Source organism: Arthrobacter sp. J156 (genome assembly GCF_056172865.1).
The window spans coordinates 2,507,952-2,527,152 of sequence record NZ_CM149650.1 but is presented as its reverse complement, the minus strand read 5'-3'; the positions used below and the strand labels follow the sequence as shown (position 1 = coordinate 2,527,152).

Below are 19,201 nucleotides of genomic sequence, written 5' to 3'. Positions count from 1 at the left end.
GCCCGCCGCGGCTGCCCTGCCGCGGCCGCTCGGGCCGGCCTCAGTCGGCGTTGACCGCGAGCTCGACGCTGACGGGGGTCGGCCGGGCGAAGAGGTCCAGCACGGGGCAGCGCGCGTCGACGACCTGGTGCAGCTCCTCGTAGCGCTCGGGGGTTTCCGGCCCGTTGAGGTGAACGGTCAGGCGCACCGCCGTGAAGCCGGGGCGCGTGTCCGGATCGGCGCCGAAGATCCCGCGGACGTCGAGGTCGCCCTCCGCCGTGATCTCGAGCGAGTCGATCGCGACGCCGAGCTGGTGCGCGTAGAGCCGGTAGACCACGACCTGGCAGGACACGAGCGCGCCGAGGGCGTACTCGACGGGGCTCGCGTCCGAATCGTCGCCGGCCAGCGCGGCGGGCTCGTCGACGACGAACTCGTGGCGGCCCGCCGTGACGCGCGTGGCGACGGAGCGCTCCGAGACGCCGTGGGCGCGGTAGACGGCCTTCGCGTTGGCCGTGTCCTCGCCGATGCGGCCCGCCCAGAAGGACGCGGCGTCGTCGAGGCGGCGGGCGCGCTCGGCGTCGAGGTCGGTGGTCCTCGGGGTGGCGGATCCGGTGGGAGACTGCTGGCCGGTGCCCGCAGCCTGTTCTGTGGTGGAGGTCATGTTGGGTCCTGCCCTTCGCGTCGTGGCGCATGCGGGCGCGTGCGCCGTGCTTACGCCCGCCGCCGCGGCGGGCGTCGAATCGTCACCTGGGGCACCCCGCTACAGCGAGGAGGGTTGCCGCCCGACCGGCCAGGGCCTTCAGGTCGGGTCTCTTGATTCCTGGCCTCGAGTCTCACGCTCCGGCCCGGGCCGCGGCAAGGACTTCCGTCACGCGGGGTCACCTCGTCATCCGGCGTCACGGGAGGCGGCCAAGGTCACGTGGCCTGCAGTTGTGCAAAGATTGCACTGGTGCATAAACTGTACCCATGCATGATTCACCCCTGAGCCTGCGCGAGCGCAACCGCCTCGAGACCTGGCGGGCCGTCCACGAGGCGGCCTCGGCCCTCGCCCTCGAGGACGGCCTCGCCGCCGCCACGGTCGATTCGATCGCCCGCCGCGCCGGCATCTCCAAGCGCACGTTCTTCAACTACTTCCCCTCCAAGGAGGACGCCGTCCTCGGGATGCGCGCCCCCGAGCTCCGGCAGGAGTTCATCGAGCGCTTCCGCGCCTCGGACGCCGAGCTGCTCGAGCGCACCGTGCGGCTCATGGCGGAGGTCCTGTCCACCGTGGTCGGCGATGGGAGCCGCTTCGAGCGCCGCAAGGAGCTCGTCGGCCGCTACCCCGAGCTGCGCGGGCGCGTGGTCCAGCACCTCAACGACGCCGAGGTCCTCGTGGACTCGGCCGTCAACGACCGCCTCAGCGAGGACCCGGCCACCGTCTCCGCCGAGCTCGGCGAGGACCCCGCGGCCCGCCGCGCGCTGCTCATGGCCGCCGCCACGATCGTCCGCTTCACCTACCGCCAGTTCCCCGGCGCCCCGCTCGAAGAGCTCGGCGCCCACCTCGGCGAATCCACCGACGTCTTCAGAAAGGTCCTGCGTCCCCGGCCATGACCACTTCCACCACCACGCCCGGCACCACCGCGCAGCCGCCCGCCCCCGAGGCGGACCGCAAGAACCACCTCGTCCTGCTCTTCGGCGGCCTCATGGTCACCATGCTGCTCGCCTCCCTCAACCAGACCGTGCTCGCCGCGGCCCTGCCGACGATCGTCGGCGAGCTGCACGGCGTCGAGCACATGGCCTGGGTCATCACGGCCTTCATCCTGGCCTCGACCGTGATGATGCCCGTCTACGGCAAGCTCGGCGACATGTTCGGCCGCAAGCCGCTCCTGCTCTTCGCGATCATCGTGTTCATCGGCGGCTCCGTGATCGGCGCCCTCGCCCAGGACATGAACGTGCTCATCCTCGGCCGGGCCATCCAGGGCATCGGCGGCGGCGGGCTCATGATCCTCTCGCAGGCGATCATCGCCGACGTCGTCCCCGCCCGCGAGCGCGGGAAGTACATGGGCATCATGGGCGGCGTGTTCGCCTTCTCCTCCGTCGCCGGACCACTGCTCGGCGGCTGGCTCACGGAGGGCCCGGGCTGGCGCTGGACGTTCTGGATGAACATCCCGCTCGGCGTGCTCGCCGTCCTCGCCGCCGTCTTCCTGCTGCACATCCCGCGCCCCTCCGCCGCCCAGCGCGGCCGGATCGACTACCTCGGCATGGCGCTCCTCGCCGTCGCGACGAGCGCACTCGTCCTCGCCGGCACGTGGGGCGGCGGGACCTACGCGTGGGATTCCCCGACGATCCTCGGCCTCTTCGCCGCGGCCGCCGTCGCCGGCGCCCTGTTCGTGTGGGTCGAGTCGCGCGCCGCCGAACCCGTCCTGCCGCTGGCCCTCTTCCGCAACCGCAACTTCAACCTGACCACGGTCGCCGGGCTCATGACCGGCATCGCCATGTTCGGGGCGATCGGCTACATGCCGACCTACCTGCAGATGGTCACGGGCTTCGGCCCCACCGAGGCCGGCCTGCTCATGATCCCCATGATGGGGGGCCTCCTGGTCACCTCGGTCCTCGTCGGCCGCCGCGTCTCGGTCACGGGCCGGTACAAGGCCGTCATGATCACGGGAACGCTCGTCACCGCGCTGGGCCTGGTCCTGCTCTCCACGATCCACGCGGACGCCCCGGTCGCCCTGATCTGCGCGTACCTCGCCGTCATGGGCATCGGCCTCGGCGCGAGCATGCAGCTGCTGACCCTCGTGGCGCAGAACTCCTTCCACCTCTCGATGGTCGGCACCGCGACGGCCGGGCAGAACTACTTCCGCCAGGTCGGCGCGACCCTGGGCTCGGCCGTCGTCGGCTCGCTCTTCGCCAGCCGGCTCAAGGAGCTCCTCGTCGAGAAGATGCCGGCCGGGGCCGGTGCGGGCGACGGCGGCAACTCGCTGACCCCCGCGCTCGTCGCCTCCCTGCCGGAGCCCGTGCGGGAGCTCATCGTCGCGTCCTACAACGAGGCCCTCGTGCCGCTGTTCCTGTGGATCGCGCCGCTCGCGCTCCTCGCGGCGCTCGCCCTGGCGTTCGTCACGGAGGACCCGCTCGCGACCAAGATCGAGCGCGATCTGCCGGCCGAGTCCCTCGGCGAGGGCCAGCTCGGCCACCTGCATGACACCCCGCAGGGCGGCGCCGGCGGGGAAGACGAGGGCGCGACCCCGCCCGTCGCGGCCGCCCCGGCTTCCGCGGGCGCCGCGTCCCCGGCCCGCCACGTGGCGGAGCCGCACCGGGACGCGAGGGGCTAGCTCCGGCGTCGTCCACGTCCCGCGCCGCCGCGGCATCCCGCGCGCGGCACCAGGGGGCCCGGTTTGCCGCCGCGGCCCCCTGCGGTGTGGGATGGAGGGGAACCCGCCGGGACCCCGGACGGGCAGCGTGAAGGAGCAGAGATGGCCGAGCCGATGAACGTCGGGTCCGTGGACGAGATCCCCGAGGGCGAGGCGATCGTCATCGAGGGCCAGGACAACCCCACGGGGAACGACATCGCCGTGTTCCACACCGAGTCCGGCGACTTCTACGCCCTCGACGACGAGTGCACGCACGAGACCGCCTCGCTCGCCGAGGGCTGGATCGAGGACGACTGCGTCGAGTGCCCCGTCCACGCCGCGAAGTTCTCCTTCGCCGACGGGGCCGCGCTGTGCCTGCCGGCCACGACCGGGGTCAGGACGCATAAGGTCGAGGTCGTCGACGGGCGGGTGCTCCTCTACCCCGGGACCCCCGCCGGATAGCCCGGCCCCTGGCTAGGACCAGGCGACGACGAGCCGCGCCGCGTCGCGGGGGATCGTCGGGTCGATGCCGGTCAGCTCGGTGAAGCGCCGCAGCCGGTTCATGAGGGTGTTGCGGTGGCAGAAGAGCCGCACGGCCGACGCGGAGACGCTCCCCGTTTCGAGGTAGGCGCCGACGGCCTCGCGGAGCCGGACCCGCTCCACCTCGCCGCAGCCCGCCAAGGCCAGCACGACGTCGGAATCGGCGCCCAGCCCGGCCTCGCCGAGGCGCACCCTGGCCAGACGCGCCCAGGCGGTGAAGGGGGTGAGCGCGGCGGTGTCGTCCGGAGTCGTCAAGAGGGCGAGCTCGCGGGCCAGCCGCGCCGCCGACCACAGGCCGGCGAGGCCCTCCACGGACGGGACCAGCCCGCAGCGCAGGCCCAGGACCCGCTCGAGCGCCTCCTGCCCGGCGGCCCCGCGGCCCGGCCCGGGCACCCAGAACGCCGCGAGCGCGTCGGCGAAGGGATGCGTGAACACCTCGAGCCCGCGCCGGGCGGCCAGCGCGAGGGCGACGCGGAGCCCGGCCGCGTCCTCCCCGGCAGCGACGGCCACGGCCAGGGCGGCGTCGGGATCGAGGCCGAGGCCGTCGGCGACGCGTTCGAGCTGCCCGGGCGGGGCGAGCGAGGGGCCGAACAGCGCGGCGACGAGGCCCTGCTTGACGGAGGACTCCTCCTGGGCCATCCGCGTCCGCTCGGCCATGTAGACGCCCTGGGTCTGGCTCGCGTAGCTGTCGACGACGTCCCACACGAGGTCCGCCCGGCCCACGAGCAGCGGCGCGTCCCCGGGGCCGGCGATCGCGGTCAGCGCGCCCCACAACACGGAGAAGTCGAGCCGGATCGCGGTCATGAGCGACTCCACCGGGATGCCGGCCCGCGCGCGGGAGACCCCGACGTCGGCGGCGATCCCCGCGAGGACCTCGGAAAGCCGGGCCGAATCGGGGTCCGGGCGCAGGCTCTCGATGAGCGCGGCGAACGACCCCGTGCCCGTGCGGCGGATCTCCGCGACGGGCAGGAGCGCCTCGGAGTAGTCGGAGAGGCCCAGGACGCGCTCGAGGAACGCCTCGGTCAGCGCGTCGACGGAGAGCCGGTCGAGCAGGGCGTCCCAGCGTCGGTCGAGCTCCTTGTTGTGTCCATCCACAGAACGTGATGCCTTTCGAGGGGTCACATGGGCACAAATTGTGCTTTTGCACACCATCGTGCGTCATTTCCGGGGCGAAACCAAGCCCCGTGACGGCCCTCACAGTGGAATGCTGGACGCAGGATCCCTCCCGTTCCGATCCCCACTCGTTCCCCTTCCCCACCAGCACCCCTTGCGGAGGCACAGCATGACCCAGACCAACCTCGAGGCCGGGGCCACCCGGACCATCACGGACAAGGAGGCCACCAAGGTCGCGGTCGGCGCCCTCGTCGGCACCGCGATGGAGTGGTACGACTTCTTCCTCTTCAGCGCCGCGGCCGCCCTGGTCTTCAACGTCCAGTACTTCACCAACGAGAACGCCACCGCCGCCGCGATGGCCTCCTTCGCCACCTTCGGTGTGGGCCTCGTGGCCCGCCCGATCGGCGGCATGATCTTCGGCGCGATGGGCGACAAGATCGGCCGCCGCAAGACGCTCATGGTCACGATCGTCGGCATCGGCATCATCACGGGCTTCATCGGCCTGCTGCCCACCTACGCCGCGATCGGCATCGCCGCCCCCGTCCTGCTGGTCCTGCTGCGGATCGCCCAGGGCCTGTTCGTCGGCGGCGAATGGTCCGGCGCCATGACGATCGTCGTGGAGAACGCCCCGCTGCAGCGCCGGGCGCGCTACGCCGCCCTGCCGCAGATCGGCTCCCCGATCGGCACGATCTTCTCCTCCGGCGGCTTCTTCCTGATGACGCTGTTCTTCTCCCAGGAGTCCTTCGATTCCTTCGGCTGGCGCATCCCGTTCCTCGCGGCGTTCCCGATGCTCCTGATTGCCCTCTACATCCGCTCGCGCCTCGACGAGTCGCCCGTGTTCCTCGAACTCCAGGAGCAGGAGCAGACGGAGCACGCCCCGGTCCGCACCGTGCTGCGCGAAAGCTGGAAGCACATCATCATCGGCATGGCCGCGGCCCTGCTCGGCGTCGGCGGCTTCTACCTGGTCACGGCGTTCGTGGTCTACTACGGCACGCAGATCCTGGGCTACAGCGCCTCCCTGATGCTGGCGGGCACGGTCATCGCGGCGATCGTCGAGATCCCCGTCCTGATCGCGGGCGGCCGCCTCGCGGAACGCTTCGGCGCCTCCAAGGTGATCATCTACGGCGGCATCGCCTCCGCGATCGCCGCGATCCCGGCGTTCCTCATGCTCGAGACGGGCGTCGACGCCCTCGTGATCGGCGGCATGGTCCTGGCCGTCTCCACGCTGTCCTTCCCCTACGCCGCGTCCGGCACGGTCCTGACCGGCCTCTTCCCGGCCCGGACCCGCTACACCGGGGTCGGCTTCGCCCAGAACGTCGCGGGCATGGTCTCCGGCTTCATCCCGCTCGCCGCGACCGGCTTCGTCGCCGCCGCGGGCGGGCACTGGTGGCCCGCCGCCGCGATGCTCGCCTTCCTCGGCCTGTTCACCGCCGTCGCCGGCTCGATCGCCCCGCGCATGAGCGTGGACCTGCCCGGCTTCAAGCACTAGGACGACGCCGGCGCGCGCCCCGGGCGCGCGCCGGTTCCGTCTGGCGGCCATCGGTGCCGCCACCGCCGCCGTTCTCCCCGATGTCCCCGAAAGGACCCCGCATGCCGACCTCCGCCGGCCACCTGATCGTCCGCCAGCTCGAAGCCCACGGCGTGCAGCGCGTGTATTCGCTGCCGGGCGAGAGCTTCCTGGACGTGCTCGACGGGCTGCACGATTCGCCGATCAGCACCGTCGTGGCCCGGCACGAGGGCGGCGCCGGGTTCATGGCGCTCGCCGAGGGCCGGCTCACCGGGTTGCCGGGCATCGCCATGGTGACGCGGGGGCCCGGGGCCGCGAACGCGCTCATCGCCGTGCACACCGCGTGGCAGGACGCGACCCCGCTCGTGCTGTTCGTCGGGCTCATCCCCGTCGCCGACCGCGGCCGCGACTCCTTCCAGGAGTTCAGCCTCGAGGGCTGGTTCGGCTCCACCGCCAAGCGCGTCCTGGTCCTCGACGACGAGCACCGCGCCGCCGAGCTCGTCGCCGAGGCGATGCATGCCGCCGCGTCGGGCCGTCCGGGTCCCGTGGTGGTGGGCCTGCCGGAGGACGTCCTGGTCCGGACCACGGAATCGGGCGCCGTCCCGCCGCGTCCGGTCCCGGCTCCCGCGCCCGACGCGGGGACCGCGGCCGAGCTCGCGGCCCGCCTCGCCGCGGCCGAACGTCCGCTGATCGTCGCCGGCGGGGACGGCTGGACCGTGCCCGTCACGGGATCCGGGAACGACGCCGATGCCTCCTTCCCCGGGCGGCCGGCCTCGGGCGCGGCGCGGGACGGTGCCGCGGGGGCGGGTCCACGGACCGCGGGCGCCGTCCTCGCGGCGTGGGCCGAGGCCGCGCACGTCCCGGTGGCCGCGGACTGGAGGGCGTACGACGCCGTCCCGCACTCCAGCGGCGCCTACGCGGGCTACCTGGGCTACTACCGTTCCGACGAGCTCGCCGCCCGCTACCGCGAGGCCGACCTGCTGGTGTTCGTGGGCTGCGGGCGCTCCGACGTTCCCTCCGACGGATACACGGCCGGGCTCGACGCGACGACCGTCGTCGTCCTGCCCGACCCGGGCGCGGCGACCCACGCGGGCCGGATCGACCAGCAGATTGTGGCCACCCCGGCGTCGTTCGCCTCCGCCCTCCCCGCGCCGCGGGACGCGCGCGGCACCCGCGGCAGCGCGTGGATGGACGCGCTTGACGAGGCGAGGCGCCGCTTCGCCGACGCGGCCCCCGAGGACCCGGCGTCCGGCGTCGACCTCGGCGTGGCGTTCGGCCTGCTCGAGGAGAAGCTGCCCGCGGACCGCACCGTCACCTACGGCGCCGGGAACGCGACCCTGTGGGGCCACCGCTACCTCCGCCACGCCGGGCCCGGCACGCTCGTCGGCCCGCGCAACGGGGCCATGGGCGTATCCGTGCCCGCCGCGGTCGCCGCGTCGATCATCGACCCGGACCGCCTGGCCGTGGCCGTTTGCGGCGACGGGGACTTCCTGATGAACGGGCAGGAGCTCGCCGTGGCCGCGGCGCACGGCACGGCCCCGCTCGTCGTGGTGGTGGATAACGGGGTGTTCGCGACGATCGTCCAGCACCAGGAGAAGCACTACCCGGGCCGGCCCTCCGGCACCGGCATGACCAACCCGGACTTCGCCGCCCTCGTGGCCAGCTTCGGCGGCCACGGCGAGACCGTGCGGGACACCGCCGGGCTGGCCGGCGCGATCGACCGCGTCGTCGAGGCCGCCACGGTCCGCAGGGTCCCCGCCCTGCTGCACCTCGTGATCGATCCGGCGACCATGCCGCCCTCGACCGCGGCGGCGCCTTCGGCCGGGGAGCGCGCGTGAGGCTCGACCTGATCCTGCGCGACGCGGACATCGTCACCCTCGAGGCCGGGCGCCCGCGCGCCCACAGCGTCGGCGTCCTGAACGGGCGGATCGCCGGCTTCGACGAGGAGCTCGACGGTTGCACGGCCGATCAGGACCTCTCCCTCGGCGGCGCCACGGTGGTCCCCGGCTTCATCGACGCACACTGCCACACCACCTGGTGGGGGCTCGGCCTGGGCTCCGTGGACCTGTCCGCGGCGCGCGGGCTCGATGAGGTCTACGCGCTCCTGGAGGAGGAGGTCCGCCGGCTCGACGCGCAGGCGTCCATGGAAGCCGCCGCTCCCGCATGGGTCCACGGCACGGGCTTCAACCACGAGCACCACGGCGGCGCCTTCCCCGAGCTGGCCCGGCTCGACGCCATCACGGGCGGCCGCCCCCTTTACATCCGCCACACCTCGGGCCATCAGTCGGTGACCAACACGGCGACGCTGCGCCTCGCCGGGGCGCTGGTGCCGGGCTTCGAGGATCCCGTGGGCGGTTCCGTGGTCCGGGACGCGGATGGCGCGCCCACCGGCGTCGTCGAGGAATCCGCGCAGGCCCTGATCCAGGCGCTCCTGCTCCCGTACTCCCGGGAACGGATCGTCGAGGCGCTCGACGCCGCCACGTCCCGCTACGCCGCCGAGGGCATCACGAGCTTCACGGAGGCCGGGGTCGCCGGCGGGTGGATCGGGCACAGCCCGCTCGAGGTCGCCGCGTACCAGGCCGCCCTCCGCACGGGTCGGCTGCATGCTCGGGCGCAGCTCATGCCCACGCTCGACGCCCTCCACCCGGTCGCCGGCCACGCCTCCGACCTGCACGGAGCCGGCGAGGGCCGCGGCCTGGACCTCGGCCTCGCGGCCGGCTTCGGCGACGAGCGGCTCTCGCTCGGACCCGTCAAGGTGTTCCTCGACGGATCGCTGCTCGGCGCCACCGCCGCCGTGACGGAGGACTTCTGCGGGCACCCGCACAACCACGGCTACCTGCTGGACGACGCCGCCGCCTTCCGCTCCCGCGTCGACGACGCCTATCGCGCGGGCTGGCCCGTGGCCCTGCACGCGATCGGCGATGAGGCGATCGACCTGGCCCTGGAGATCATCACCGGCTGCCAGGAGGCGTACGGGCCCAACGCGCTGCCCAACCGGATCGAGCACTTCGGCATCGCGAGGCCCGATCAGGTCGAGGCCGTCGCGCGGCACGGGATCGCCGTGACCCCGCAGGCCTCGTTCATCGGCCCGCTCGGCGACCAGATGGCCGCCCTCGTCGGGCCGGAACGCGAGGGCTGGCTCTACCGCGGGCGGTCGCTCGTCGACGCCGGGGCGCTGCTGGCCGGCTCCTCCGACCTGCCCGTCGCCGACAACCGCGTGCTCCGCGCGCTGCAGTCCAGCGTGGACCGGCTGAGTGACGGCGGGCGCGTCCTCGGCGGAACGACGGACGGAGTCCCGGCCGAGGGCCTCACACCCGAGGAGGCCCTGCGCAGCTACACCGACTGGGCTGCGAGGGCCACGGGCTGCGGCGCGGACAAGGGCACGCTGCGCGCCGGCAAGCTCGCCGACTTCGCCGTGCTCTCCGGCAACCCCCTCGAGGTCCCGGACATCTCCGCCCTCGAGGTCCTCGCGACCCTCGTCGGCGGCTGCTTCACCCACAACGCGCTGCCCCTCGACACGTCGACCCCCGACACCCCGACCCACCATGCGCTGCCCGGCGACCCGCCGGCGGCCAACGACCCGACCCTTCCCGCGCACGACGCGGCGTCCGGCACCCGGCCGGGCCCCGGCGTCGTCCTCCCCGCATCCTGACGAACGGAGCCGTGACATGAGCACCACCGCCACCACCACCCAGACCGCCCGCGCCGCAGAGGCAGCCCGGGCCTTCCTGGCCGACTTCCGTTCCATGAGCACCTTCGGCGCCACCGCCGGCGGGGGAGTGGACCGCCAGGCCGCGACCCCCGCCGACGGGCAGACCCGCCACTGGTTCCGCGGGCTCGTCGAAGGCCACGGCTTCGAGGTCCGCTACGACGCGGTCGGCAACCAGTTCGCCCTGCTCGAGCTCGTGCCCGGCGCGCCCTACGTCGCGATCGGCTCCCACCTGGACTCGCAGCCGCTCGGCGGACGCTTCGACGGAGCCTACGGAGTGCTCGCCGCGGCGCACGCCGCGATCCGGCTCCAGGAGCGCTTCGCGGCAGAGGGGGCGCCGGCCTTCAACCTGGCGGTCGTGAACTGGTTCAACGAGGAGGGCTGCCGCTTCAAGCCCTCGATGATGGGCAGCTCCGTGTTCACCGGCAAGCTCCCGGCCGAACAGGTCCTCGCCACGACCGACCCCCAGGGCGTCACCGTGCGGGAGGCCCTCGAGGCCATCGGCACGGTCGGCGACTTCAGCCTCGACGTGGCCGCGTACCTGGAGATCCACATCGAGCAGGGGCGATCGCTCGAGGACAACGGGCTGACCATCGGCCTGGTCGAGTCCACGTGGGGGGCCAACAAGTACGAGTTCGTGGTGCACGGCGAGCAGGCCCACACGGGCGCCACCGTGATCGCCGACCGCCACGACGCGCTGCTCGGCGCCTCCGCGCTGGTCGTGGCCGCGCGCGAGATCGCCGAGGAATTCAGCACCGAAGAGCACGCCGTGATCACCTCGTGCGGGGAGTTCACGGTGTTCCCGAACTCGCCCGTCGTCGTGGCGAGCCGCGTGAACCTCCTCGTGGACCTGCGCAGCACGGACGCCGAGGTGCTCGCCGCGGCCGACGCCGAGCTGCACCGGCGCGTCGCGGCGATCGAGGAGCGGGCCTCCGTGCGGATCGAGCGCGGGGCGGAGCACGTGTGGGCGTCCAAGGCCTACGACGCCTCCGGCATGGAGCTCGCCGCCGCGTGCGCCGAGGACCTGGGGCTGCCCTACGGCACGGTCCGCACGCTCGCCGGGCACGATTCGACCAACATGAAGGACATCGTGCCCACGATCATGCTGTTCGTGCCGAGCGTCGAGGGCGTCTCCCACAACGAGAAGGAGCTCACGAGCGATGAGGACATGCTCGCCGGAGTCGAGCTGCTGACCGAACTCGTCGGCCGGGTCGCCCGCGGGGAGTTCGTCGACGCCCCGGGCCGATAGGCCGTGCGGTGCGCCCGGATCCCGTGAAGTCGGCGAGACTGCGGTCTGGAGCTCAGTTCACGGGGTAGACCCCATGAACTCGGCAACGGCCCGCGGTCTCGCCCAGATGACGTGAACTGGGCACGGGATGGGCACGCCGCGGACAGCATTCGGCCCTGCCTGCGCCGTCCCGTCCTGATCTGGATGGCCGGTTCACGCCGCGGGTCGGCGCCATGCCCACGTGAGCCGTCTCGCCTCTGACTGGTCCCGCGCGGTGCGCCCAGATCCCGTGAAGTCGGCGAGACTGCGGTCTGGAGCTCAGTTCACGGGGTAGACCCCATGGTCTCGGCAACGGCCCGCGGTCTCGCCCAGATGACGTGAACTGGGCACGGGATGGGCGGGCCGGGATGTCACGAAAGGGTCACGGTCTGACCGGTTTGACCGGATGAGCGCCCGGCGCGTCGAACCCTGTGTCTAGGGTGGAAACCCCTGACGAGGACCTGGAAAGCCCTGTCGGGAACTACGCAACCAGGGTGAAGAAGGTCAAAACGTGTGGGAATTCGTGGGCGAGAGGTCTCGCCAAATACTGTTTGCCTCGTGGCAGCACTTGAGCCTGGTGGTCCAGTGCCTTGTGCTGGCGACGGTGATCGCCGTCGTCATCGCCGCGCTCGTCTACCGCAGCAAGGCCGCCAGCAGCGCGGCCAACAGCGTCTCCGCGATCGGCCTGACGATCCCGTCGTTCGCGATGATCGGCCTCTTGATCGCCCCGTTCGGTTTCGGCGTCCCGCCGGCGGTGATCGTGGTGGCCTTCTTCGCCGCCCTGCCGATCCTGCGCAACGCCGTCGTCGGCCTGAACGGCATCCCCCCGAGCATCGTCGAATCGGCGCGCGGCATCGGCATGAGCCGGATGCGCACCCTGGCCACCGTTGAGATCCCCATGGCCTGGCCCGTGATCCTGGCCGGCGTGCGCGTGTCCGCGCAGATGGTCATGGGAGTCGCCGCCGTCGCGGCCTACGCGCTCGGCCCCGGTCTCGGCGGCTTCATCTTCTCCGGCCTGTCCCGCCTCGGCGGCGCCAACGCGTTCGAATCGGTCCTCGTCGGCGTCGTCGGCGTGATCATCCTGGCCTTCCTGCTCGACCTTCTCCTCGCCGGCCTCGGCCGGCTGACCACCCCGCGAGGTATCCGTGTCTGACACCCAAACCACCCAGACCCATCGTCCCGAGGGCGTCACCGGCGCCTCGATCCTCCTGCAGGAGGTCACCAAGCAGTACCCCGGGCAGGTCAAGCCCGCCGTGGGCGGCCTGACACTGGAGATCCCGGCGGGCAGCGTCGTGATGTTCGTCGGCCCGTCCGGCTGCGGCAAGACCACCACGCTGAAGATGATCAACCGGCTCATCGAGCCCAGCAGCGGAAGCATCGTCATCAACGGCGAGGACGTCACCGGCATGGACGGGGACAAGCTGCGCCGCCAGATCGGCTACGTCATCCAGGCGGGCGGGCTCTTCCCGCACATGAGCGTCGCGACGAACATCGGCCTGGTGCCCAAGATGCTCGGCTGGGACAAGGCGCGGATCGCGGCCCGGGTCGACGAGCTGCTCGAGCTGGTCTCCCTCGACCCGGACACCTACCGCGACCGCTTCCCCAAGGAGCTCTCCGGAGGGCAGCAGCAGCGCGTCGGCGTGGCCCGTGCGCTCGCCGCCGATCCGCCCGTCCTGCTCATGGACGAGCCCTTCGGCGCGGTGGACCCGATCACGCGCCAGCGCCTGCAGGACGAGCTGATCAACATCCAGTCGGAGCTGCAGAAGACGATCGTGTGCGTGACCCACGACTTCGACGAGGCCGTGAAGCTCGGCGACTGGATCGCGGTGTTCGACGAGGGCGCGCAGCTGGTCCAGTACGACTCTCCGGACCGCATCCTCGCGAACCCGGCCAACGAGTTCGTGGAGAACTTCATCGGCTCCGGCGCCGGCCTCAAGCAGCTCACCCTGGCGCGCGTCGACGACGTCGAGCTGGCGGAGGCCGTCACGGCGTCCCCGGGTGACCTCGCGAGCGACGTCCTCTCCCGCCTGCAGGGCGCCGGGCACAAGAACGCGGTGGTCCTGGACCGGCGCGACCGCCCCATCCAGTGGCTCTCGCGCCGTCAGCTGAGCCGCATGCAGGTCGTCACGGAGCATGTGGACCCGAACCTCCCGCTCGTCTCGGACCGCTCCACGCTCAACGACGCGCTCGACGCGATGCTGGTCGGCAGCGCGAGCGCGGCCCTGGTCACGGGCCGCCGCGACGTCTTCCGCGGTCTCGTCACCGTGGATACGGTCATGGACTCGATCCGGGCCGCGCAGGAGGCCGCCCTCGAGGACTCGGATTCCCCGGTGGGCCTGAACAGCGGCGCCCTTCCGACGACGGCGGCGGCCTCCGCGGTCGCCGCGGCGGGGAACGACGACGGGGCCCCGCCTGCCGCTTCCGGCCCGGCCCCCACGACGCCCGGGGACGGCCCGGGGGAGGGAGGCGGGCGATGAGCGCCGCCGCCGTCCCCGCCGCCGGCGGGCCCCGGGAGGTCGACGCCGGCCTCGCGACGTGGAAGGCGCTGTGGTGGCAGATCGGCGGGATCGGCCTCGCCTTCGCCGTCGTCGTGGCCTGGCTGCTGACCGCGGACCTCACGGAGACCGAGCGCACCACCCTGGCACCGTCGGCCCTCTGGGGCTACACGGTCGAGCACCTGCAGCTCACGGCCGCCTCCGCGCTGATCGTCCTGCTCATCGCCATCCCGCTCGGCATCCTGCTGACGCGCGGACGCATGCGCCGCTACGCCGGGCCCATCATGGCCGTGGCGAACTGGGGCCAGGCCGCCCCGGCCATCGGCCTGATCGTGCTGCTCGCGATGTGGCTCGGCTTCACCGCGTGGACGGCCGTCGTCGCGCTCGTCGCCTACGCCGTGCTGCCCGTGCTGCGCAACACCATGGTGGGCCTGAACCAGGTCGACGCGCGGCTCGTCGAGGCCGGCCGGGGCATGGGCATGAGCGCCTCCGCGGTGCTCTTCAAGGTCGAGCTGCCGCTCGCCGTGCCCGTGATGCTCTCCGGCATCCGCACCGCCCTCGTGCTGCTCGTCGGCACCGCCACGCTCGCCACGTTCATCAACGGCGGCGGCCTGGGCATCCTCATCACCACGGGCGTGAACCTGAGCCTGACCACGGTCCTCGTCGCGGGGTCGGTCCTCGTGGCCCTGCTCGCGCTCGTCGTCGACTGGCTGGGCCGGCTCGTGGAGCACCTCGCCCGCCCGAAGGGACTCTAGACATGCAGAAGAATCCGCGCCGGAAGCACCTCCGGCGTCGTACCCTGGCCGCCGCCGCGGCGCTGACCGCCGGCGCCCTGCTCGCCGGATGCGGGCTCCAGCCCGCCGCGTCCTACGTCCCGCAGGCCGGGCCGGGCAGCATCGCCCCCGTCGAGGGCCTGCCCGAGGGCGCCGCCATCACCGTGACGAGCAAGAACTTCACCGAGCAGCTGGTCCTCGGCAAGATCGCCGTGATCGCGGCCCAGGCCGCAGGGTTCGAGGTCACCGACCTGACCAACGTCCCGGGCAGCCAGCCCGTGCGCGAGCTCATGGTCTCGGGGCAGGCCGACTTCACGTGGGAGTACACGGGCACCGCCTGGATCACCTACATGGGCGAGGAGGAGGGCATCCCGGACCAGCGCGAGCAGTTCGAGGCCGTCCGGGACGCCGACGCCGCCAACGGGCTGGTCTGGGGCGAGCCGGCCCCCCTGAACAACACCTACGCGATGGCCGTGCGCAGCGAGGCCGTCGAGGAGCTCGGCGGGATCTCCGCGATGTCCCAGATCGCCGAGCTGCCGGTCGAGGAGCGGACGTTCTGCCTCGAGCCGGAGTTCAATTCCCGCCCCGACGGCTTCAACCCGATGCTCTCCGCCTACGGGCTCGAGCGCGGCGCCGCGGACGGCGTGCCGGATGCGAACGTCGGCATCTACGACACGGGCGCGGTGTACACGGCCACGGACAACGGCGACTGCAACTTCGGCGAGGTCTTCACGACCGACGGCCGGATCGACGCGCTGGACCTGACCGTGCTCGAGGACGACGCGATGTTCTTCCCCGCCTACAACGGGGCGCCCGTGTTCAACGCCGAGACCCTCGCCGAGTACCCGCAGCTCGAGGAGGTCTTCGCGCAGGTCTCGCCGCTGCTGACCGACGAGGTGATGCGGCAGCTGAACCTGCGCGTGGACGTCAACGGCGAGGAGCCCGCAGACGTGGCATTCGACTGGATGGTCTCGGAGGGGCTCGTCACCGAGGCGGGGTAGCGGGTCCGTCCTCCGCGTCCCGCGTCAGCAGTTCCAGAAAGCGGGTGTTGATGAAAAGAAGCTCCCGGCCGGCATGGACCTCTTCGAGCACCCCGTGCTGGACCAGCGACTTCAACCACTTCGTGGCCGTGGGCCTCGAGACTGCGCAGGCGTCCATGACATTGGCGATCCGGCAATAGGGCTGCTCGAACAAGACGTCCAGGAGCCGGATGTTGGCGTTGGGGATCGTCCGGCCGATCTGCTGCTTCACGGTGGACTGCAGGACGTGGGTGCGGGCGGCCTTCTGCAGGGTCGACGACGAGGTCTGCCGGACGCCCTCGAGCACGTACTCCACCCAATCGGTCCAGGCCTCGTCGGACGTGACGGCGCGGAGCGAGGCGTAGTACTCGTCCTTGTGTCCGATGATGTAGCGGGACAGGTAGAGCACGGGCCGGCTCAGCAGGCCGGCGGCGACGAGCATGAGGACGTTGAGGATCCTTCCGGTGCGGCCGTTCCCGTCGTCGAAGGGGTGGATGGCCTCGAACTGGTAGTGGGCGAGCGCCATGGCCGTCAGGGGATCGAGCTCGTGATCCGCGTTGACGAACTTCTCCCAGGACCCGAGCTTCTCGTCGATGACGGCCCTGCCCTCCGGTGGGGTGTAGGCGGCCCGGCGCGTCACCGGGTCGCCGATGAAGGTGCCCAGTCCGGTCCTGAGGTCCATGCGGCGGCCCTTGATGATCGAGCACACCTCGCGGGCGGTGTTCGTGGTGACGATGCCCCGCTGGGATACCAGGGCGAAGCCTTCCATGAGGGCCGTCCGGTAGCGCAGGGCCTCGCGCGTCGCCGGGTCTGCGGACGAGGCGTCCTGGGCATGGCGGAAGAGGTCGTCGCTCGTCGTGACGATGTTCTCCACTTCGGAACTCGCCTGGGCCTCCAGCAGGGGAATGGCGTTGATGAGCACGCTGGGATTCGCCATGGTGGACACGGCCTGGTTGAGGGCGGCGAGCGAAGACCGGGCTTCAATGGCGAGCTTGAGGACCGGCCTGGTCTCGACCTCACGGCGGGGAGGCAGTGGAGGGAGGTCGTTGAAGGGGGAGTCGGCGCGCCAGGAAGTCATGCGCAGAACGTAGCACTGTTGCATATACATGCAAAGTATTAGCGGGATTTTTTGCATGTTTTATCGAGCGCTGTTCGCGGAGACGGAGCGTCGACCGCCGCGGGAGCCAACGCGGGGCGGAGGCCCCGCACCACCCCCAAGCGTGTGGTGCGGGGCCTCCGCGGGCCGGGATCGGCGTGCCGCTCAGCGCACGACGATCGTGATCGCCCGGTTGGCCCGGTCGACCGTGACGCGGTCCCCCCGGGCCGCGTCCGCGGGCGCCGTCCCCACGGCGCCCTCCTCCGGCCCCGGATCGAGGGAGTCGTCGCGGCCGGAGCCGCTGCCCTCGAGGGTCTGGCCCGTTTCCTGCTGCCCCGACGATTCGTCGAGGGCACCGGTGGCCGTCCCGGGTTCCGCCGCCCCGAGCGGGAACAGCGGCGCCCCGGGCCGCCAGAAGGTGTAACCCCAGTTCACGGACCAGGAGTAGGACCAGCTGGCCCGCGTCCCGTTGGCCCGGAACAACAGGTTCGTGAAGCGGGCGTCGTGTCCGCTGCGCGCCAGCATCACGGGTCCCGGGTTGCCCTGGAACGTGAACTGGTCCAGCACGGCGCCGGTCGTGGAGTGGGACCGGAACGTGAGGCCGTTGAGCCGCACGGTGTTGATGCCGGGGTTGAACATCCTGATCGAGACCCGGATGTAGGCCTCCTGGCCGGAGCCGAGGAACACCGGCGTCACCTGGATCGAGGACCAGATCCGCGAGGCCGCCTCGAGCGCCGCCCGGGCGTCGATCCGGCCGAATCCGAAGTGCTGGTCCCGGCCGGCGGTGCCGAGGTCCCGGGCGGTGAGCTTGATGATGTCCTCGACCTCCCAGGAGCGCAGCGCCGGATCCACCGCGAGGATCAACGCCATCAGCCCTGCCACGTGCGGGGTCGCCGACGAGGTGCCGTTGAAGGTGTTGATGTAGTTCCCGGCGCCGTAGCCGCCGGCCCCCATGATGTCGGTGGTCGGGATCTTCACGCCCGGTGCCACGACGTCGACCTCGGGGCCGTAGTTCGAGCCCCACCAGTTCTCGCCGTCGAGGCTCGTCTTGCTCTTGCGCTGGTCCCACTGGTTGCTCGCCCCGACGGCCATGAAGCCGCGGATGCCGGGGGAGAGGCGGGCCGGGTAGCCGACGCCGAGGACGTCGCCGTTGCCCGTGGCCGCGGCGATCACGGCGCCCCGCCCCCCGCGCCCGGTGGTCTGGGCGTAGACGAACGCGTTGGTGACGACCGTGCTGGCGCCGCTGCCCCAGGAGTTGTTGAGCACGTCCGCGCCGAGGTCCACGGCGCGGCGGATGCCCGCGGCGAGGATGGCGTCGGTCGTGGACCAGAAGCCGCCGCCGATGCCGTAGGCGACGCGGATGTGGCGGATGCGGCTGTTCGGTGCGACGCCGGCGACGCCGCGCCCGTTGTGGGCCGTCGCGGCGGCGATGCCCGCGCAGGCGACGCCGTGTCCGTCGGCCGGGTTCGGCGTCGGATCGTTGTCGTTGAAGCGGGCGTCGAATCCCGGAGCCAGGACGTAGTCCTCGTGGGCGTTGCCGCCCTCGTCGATGACGGCGACCGAGATGGCGGAGCTGCCGCGCGAGATGTCCCAGGCCTCCGGGCAGCGGATCTTGGCGATCCCCCATTGGGCGGACAGGAGCGGGTCGTTCGGCGTGAACGCGGGTCCCGCCTCGTCGTGGACCGCCCCGTTGAGCCGGGCGAGCTCCTCGAGCTCGTCGACGGGGGCGGAGAGCCGCGGCTGGAGCCTCACGAAGTTCGGGACGGCGTAGTCGACGGCGTCGAGCTCGTGCAGCTCGTTGGCGATGGCGACGGCCGAGTCCTGCTCGCGGAGGGTGCGGACCAGGAGCGCGCCGGGCTCCGGGTAGTCCGCCTGCACGGTCTCGAGGTGGTGCTTCTTGAGCAGGCGCGCGGCGTCCGTCTCCTGGGCGGTCTTGACGATCAGCTCGCCGTTGTCGACGAGGGCGGCCGGCGCGTCCACGCCGTCGTCCTCCGCCGTCTCGTAGACGTCCGGCCCGGTGGCGTCGCCCGCGGCACGGGCAGCCGTCGCCGCGGTCGCCGCGCCGTCGACCTTGAAGACCACGAGGTCCTGGTCGGGAACGCGGAGGACCTGGACGGGCTCCTGCGGATCGGTGGAGGCGGCCGCGGACCGTTGGGCCAGCGACTCGGCCTCCTCGGGCGTCGCTCGGACGGCGACGAAGTGCGACGACGGGACGAGCGGCACGCGCTCCCCGTCGGCGTAGTAGTAGGCCGGGGCCTGCGTGGTCTCTGGCATGGCGCTGCTCCTCTAGCTGCTCCTGGTGCGCCGCGTCTTTGCGTCGCACCAGCTAAGAGGGGCCTCCGCGGTCCCTGATACAGGAAGTGCCGACTTTCTT

General features: G+C 72.2%; 15 protein-coding genes and 1 riboswitch. Of the genes, 11 read left to right on the top strand and 4 right to left on the bottom strand.

Translation table 11 applies throughout. From position 1 onward, the window contains the following. Window positions 1–40: 40 nt before the first annotated feature. Window positions 41–640, bottom strand: a complete 600-nt coding sequence (locus AC0QR5_RS11550) for an OsmC family protein (protein ID WP_329861150.1) — start codon at window positions 638–640, stop codon at window positions 41–43. Window positions 641–681: 41 nt separating this feature from the next. Further along, window positions 682–798, bottom strand: a riboswitch (SAM riboswitch). 147 nt (window positions 799–945) lie between these two features. On the opposite strand from AC0QR5_RS11550, the gene AC0QR5_RS11545 reads away from it, so the two are divergent. From AC0QR5_RS11545 to AC0QR5_RS11535, 3 genes are all read left to right on the top strand, one after another. Further along, window positions 946–1,569 (top strand): TetR/AcrR family transcriptional regulator, encoded by a 624-nt coding sequence (locus tag AC0QR5_RS11545; protein WP_329861148.1) that lies wholly within the window; start codon window positions 946–948, stop codon window positions 1,567–1,569. Then, window positions 1,566–3,290, top strand: a complete 1,725-nt coding sequence (locus AC0QR5_RS11540) for an MDR family MFS transporter (protein ID WP_329861147.1) — start codon at window positions 1,566–1,568, stop codon at window positions 3,288–3,290. The genes AC0QR5_RS11545 and AC0QR5_RS11540 overlap by 4 nt, the downstream gene beginning before the upstream one ends. A 141-nt stretch (window positions 3,291–3,431) precedes the next feature. After that, a complete protein-coding gene (locus AC0QR5_RS11535; protein WP_329861146.1) occupies window positions 3,432–3,770 on the top strand; it encodes a bifunctional 3-phenylpropionate/cinnamic acid dioxygenase ferredoxin subunit in 339 nt (112 codons plus the stop codon). 12 nt (window positions 3,771–3,782) lie between these two features. Here the strand turns inward: AC0QR5_RS11535 and AC0QR5_RS11530 are convergent, their stop codons facing one another. Next, entirely contained in the window at window positions 3,783–4,943 is a 1,161-nt protein-coding gene (locus tag AC0QR5_RS11530; protein WP_329861144.1) for a helix-turn-helix domain-containing protein, read from the bottom strand. A gap of 187 nt (window positions 4,944–5,130) precedes the next feature. Here AC0QR5_RS11530 and AC0QR5_RS11525 point away from each other — a divergent pair, with 187 nt between their 5' ends. From AC0QR5_RS11525 to AC0QR5_RS11490, 8 genes are all read left to right on the top strand, one after another. Beyond that, window positions 5,131–6,450: an MFS transporter gene (locus AC0QR5_RS11525; RefSeq protein ID WP_329861143.1), complete on the top strand. Its 1,320-nt coding sequence runs from the start codon at window positions 5,131–5,133 to the stop codon at window positions 6,448–6,450. 101 nt (window positions 6,451–6,551) lie between these two features. Then, window positions 6,552–8,306, top strand: a complete 1,755-nt coding sequence (locus AC0QR5_RS11520) for a thiamine pyrophosphate-binding protein (RefSeq protein ID WP_329861142.1) — start codon at window positions 6,552–6,554, stop codon at window positions 8,304–8,306. Continuing rightward, entirely contained in the window at window positions 8,303–10,120 is a 1,818-nt protein-coding gene (locus AC0QR5_RS11515) for an amidohydrolase (RefSeq protein ID WP_329861141.1), read from the top strand. The genes AC0QR5_RS11520 and AC0QR5_RS11515 overlap by 4 nt, the downstream gene beginning before the upstream one ends. 16 nt (window positions 10,121–10,136) lie before the next feature. Next, window positions 10,137–11,426 (top strand): M20 family metallo-hydrolase, encoded by a 1,290-nt coding sequence (locus AC0QR5_RS11510; RefSeq protein ID WP_329861140.1) that lies wholly within the window; start codon window positions 10,137–10,139, stop codon window positions 11,424–11,426. Window positions 11,427–11,955: 529 nt separating this feature from the next. Then, window positions 11,956–12,597, top strand: a complete 642-nt coding sequence (locus AC0QR5_RS11505; RefSeq protein WP_329861139.1) for an ABC transporter permease — start codon at window positions 11,956–11,958, stop codon at window positions 12,595–12,597. After that, window positions 12,590–13,921: an ABC transporter ATP-binding protein gene (locus AC0QR5_RS11500; RefSeq protein ID WP_329861137.1), complete on the top strand. Its 1,332-nt coding sequence runs from the start codon at window positions 12,590–12,592 to the stop codon at window positions 13,919–13,921. The genes AC0QR5_RS11505 and AC0QR5_RS11500 overlap by 8 nt, the downstream gene beginning before the upstream one ends. Continuing rightward, complete coding sequence (locus AC0QR5_RS11495) at window positions 13,918–14,694, top strand: ABC transporter permease (protein ID WP_329861136.1); 777 nt, start codon at window positions 13,918–13,920, stop codon at window positions 14,692–14,694. The genes AC0QR5_RS11500 and AC0QR5_RS11495 overlap by 4 nt, the downstream gene beginning before the upstream one ends. A 2-nt stretch (window positions 14,695–14,696) precedes the next feature. Beyond that, window positions 14,697–15,713 (top strand): glycine betaine ABC transporter substrate-binding protein, encoded by a 1,017-nt coding sequence (locus AC0QR5_RS11490; RefSeq protein ID WP_329861135.1) that lies wholly within the window; start codon window positions 14,697–14,699, stop codon window positions 15,711–15,713. On the opposite strand, the gene AC0QR5_RS11485 is transcribed toward AC0QR5_RS11490, so the two are convergent. After that, window positions 15,697–16,809: a Fic family protein gene (locus tag AC0QR5_RS11485; protein ID WP_329861133.1), complete on the bottom strand. Its 1,113-nt coding sequence runs from the start codon at window positions 16,807–16,809 to the stop codon at window positions 15,697–15,699. The genes AC0QR5_RS11490 and AC0QR5_RS11485 overlap by 17 nt on opposite strands. Window positions 16,810–16,992: 183 nt before the next feature. Then, the gene (locus AC0QR5_RS11480; protein WP_329861132.1) at window positions 16,993–19,101 is read right to left on the bottom strand and encodes a S8 family serine peptidase; all 2,109 of its coding nucleotides are present in this window, start codon (window positions 19,099–19,101) and stop codon (window positions 16,993–16,995) included. Between the last annotated feature and the right edge of the window lie 100 nt (window positions 19,102–19,201).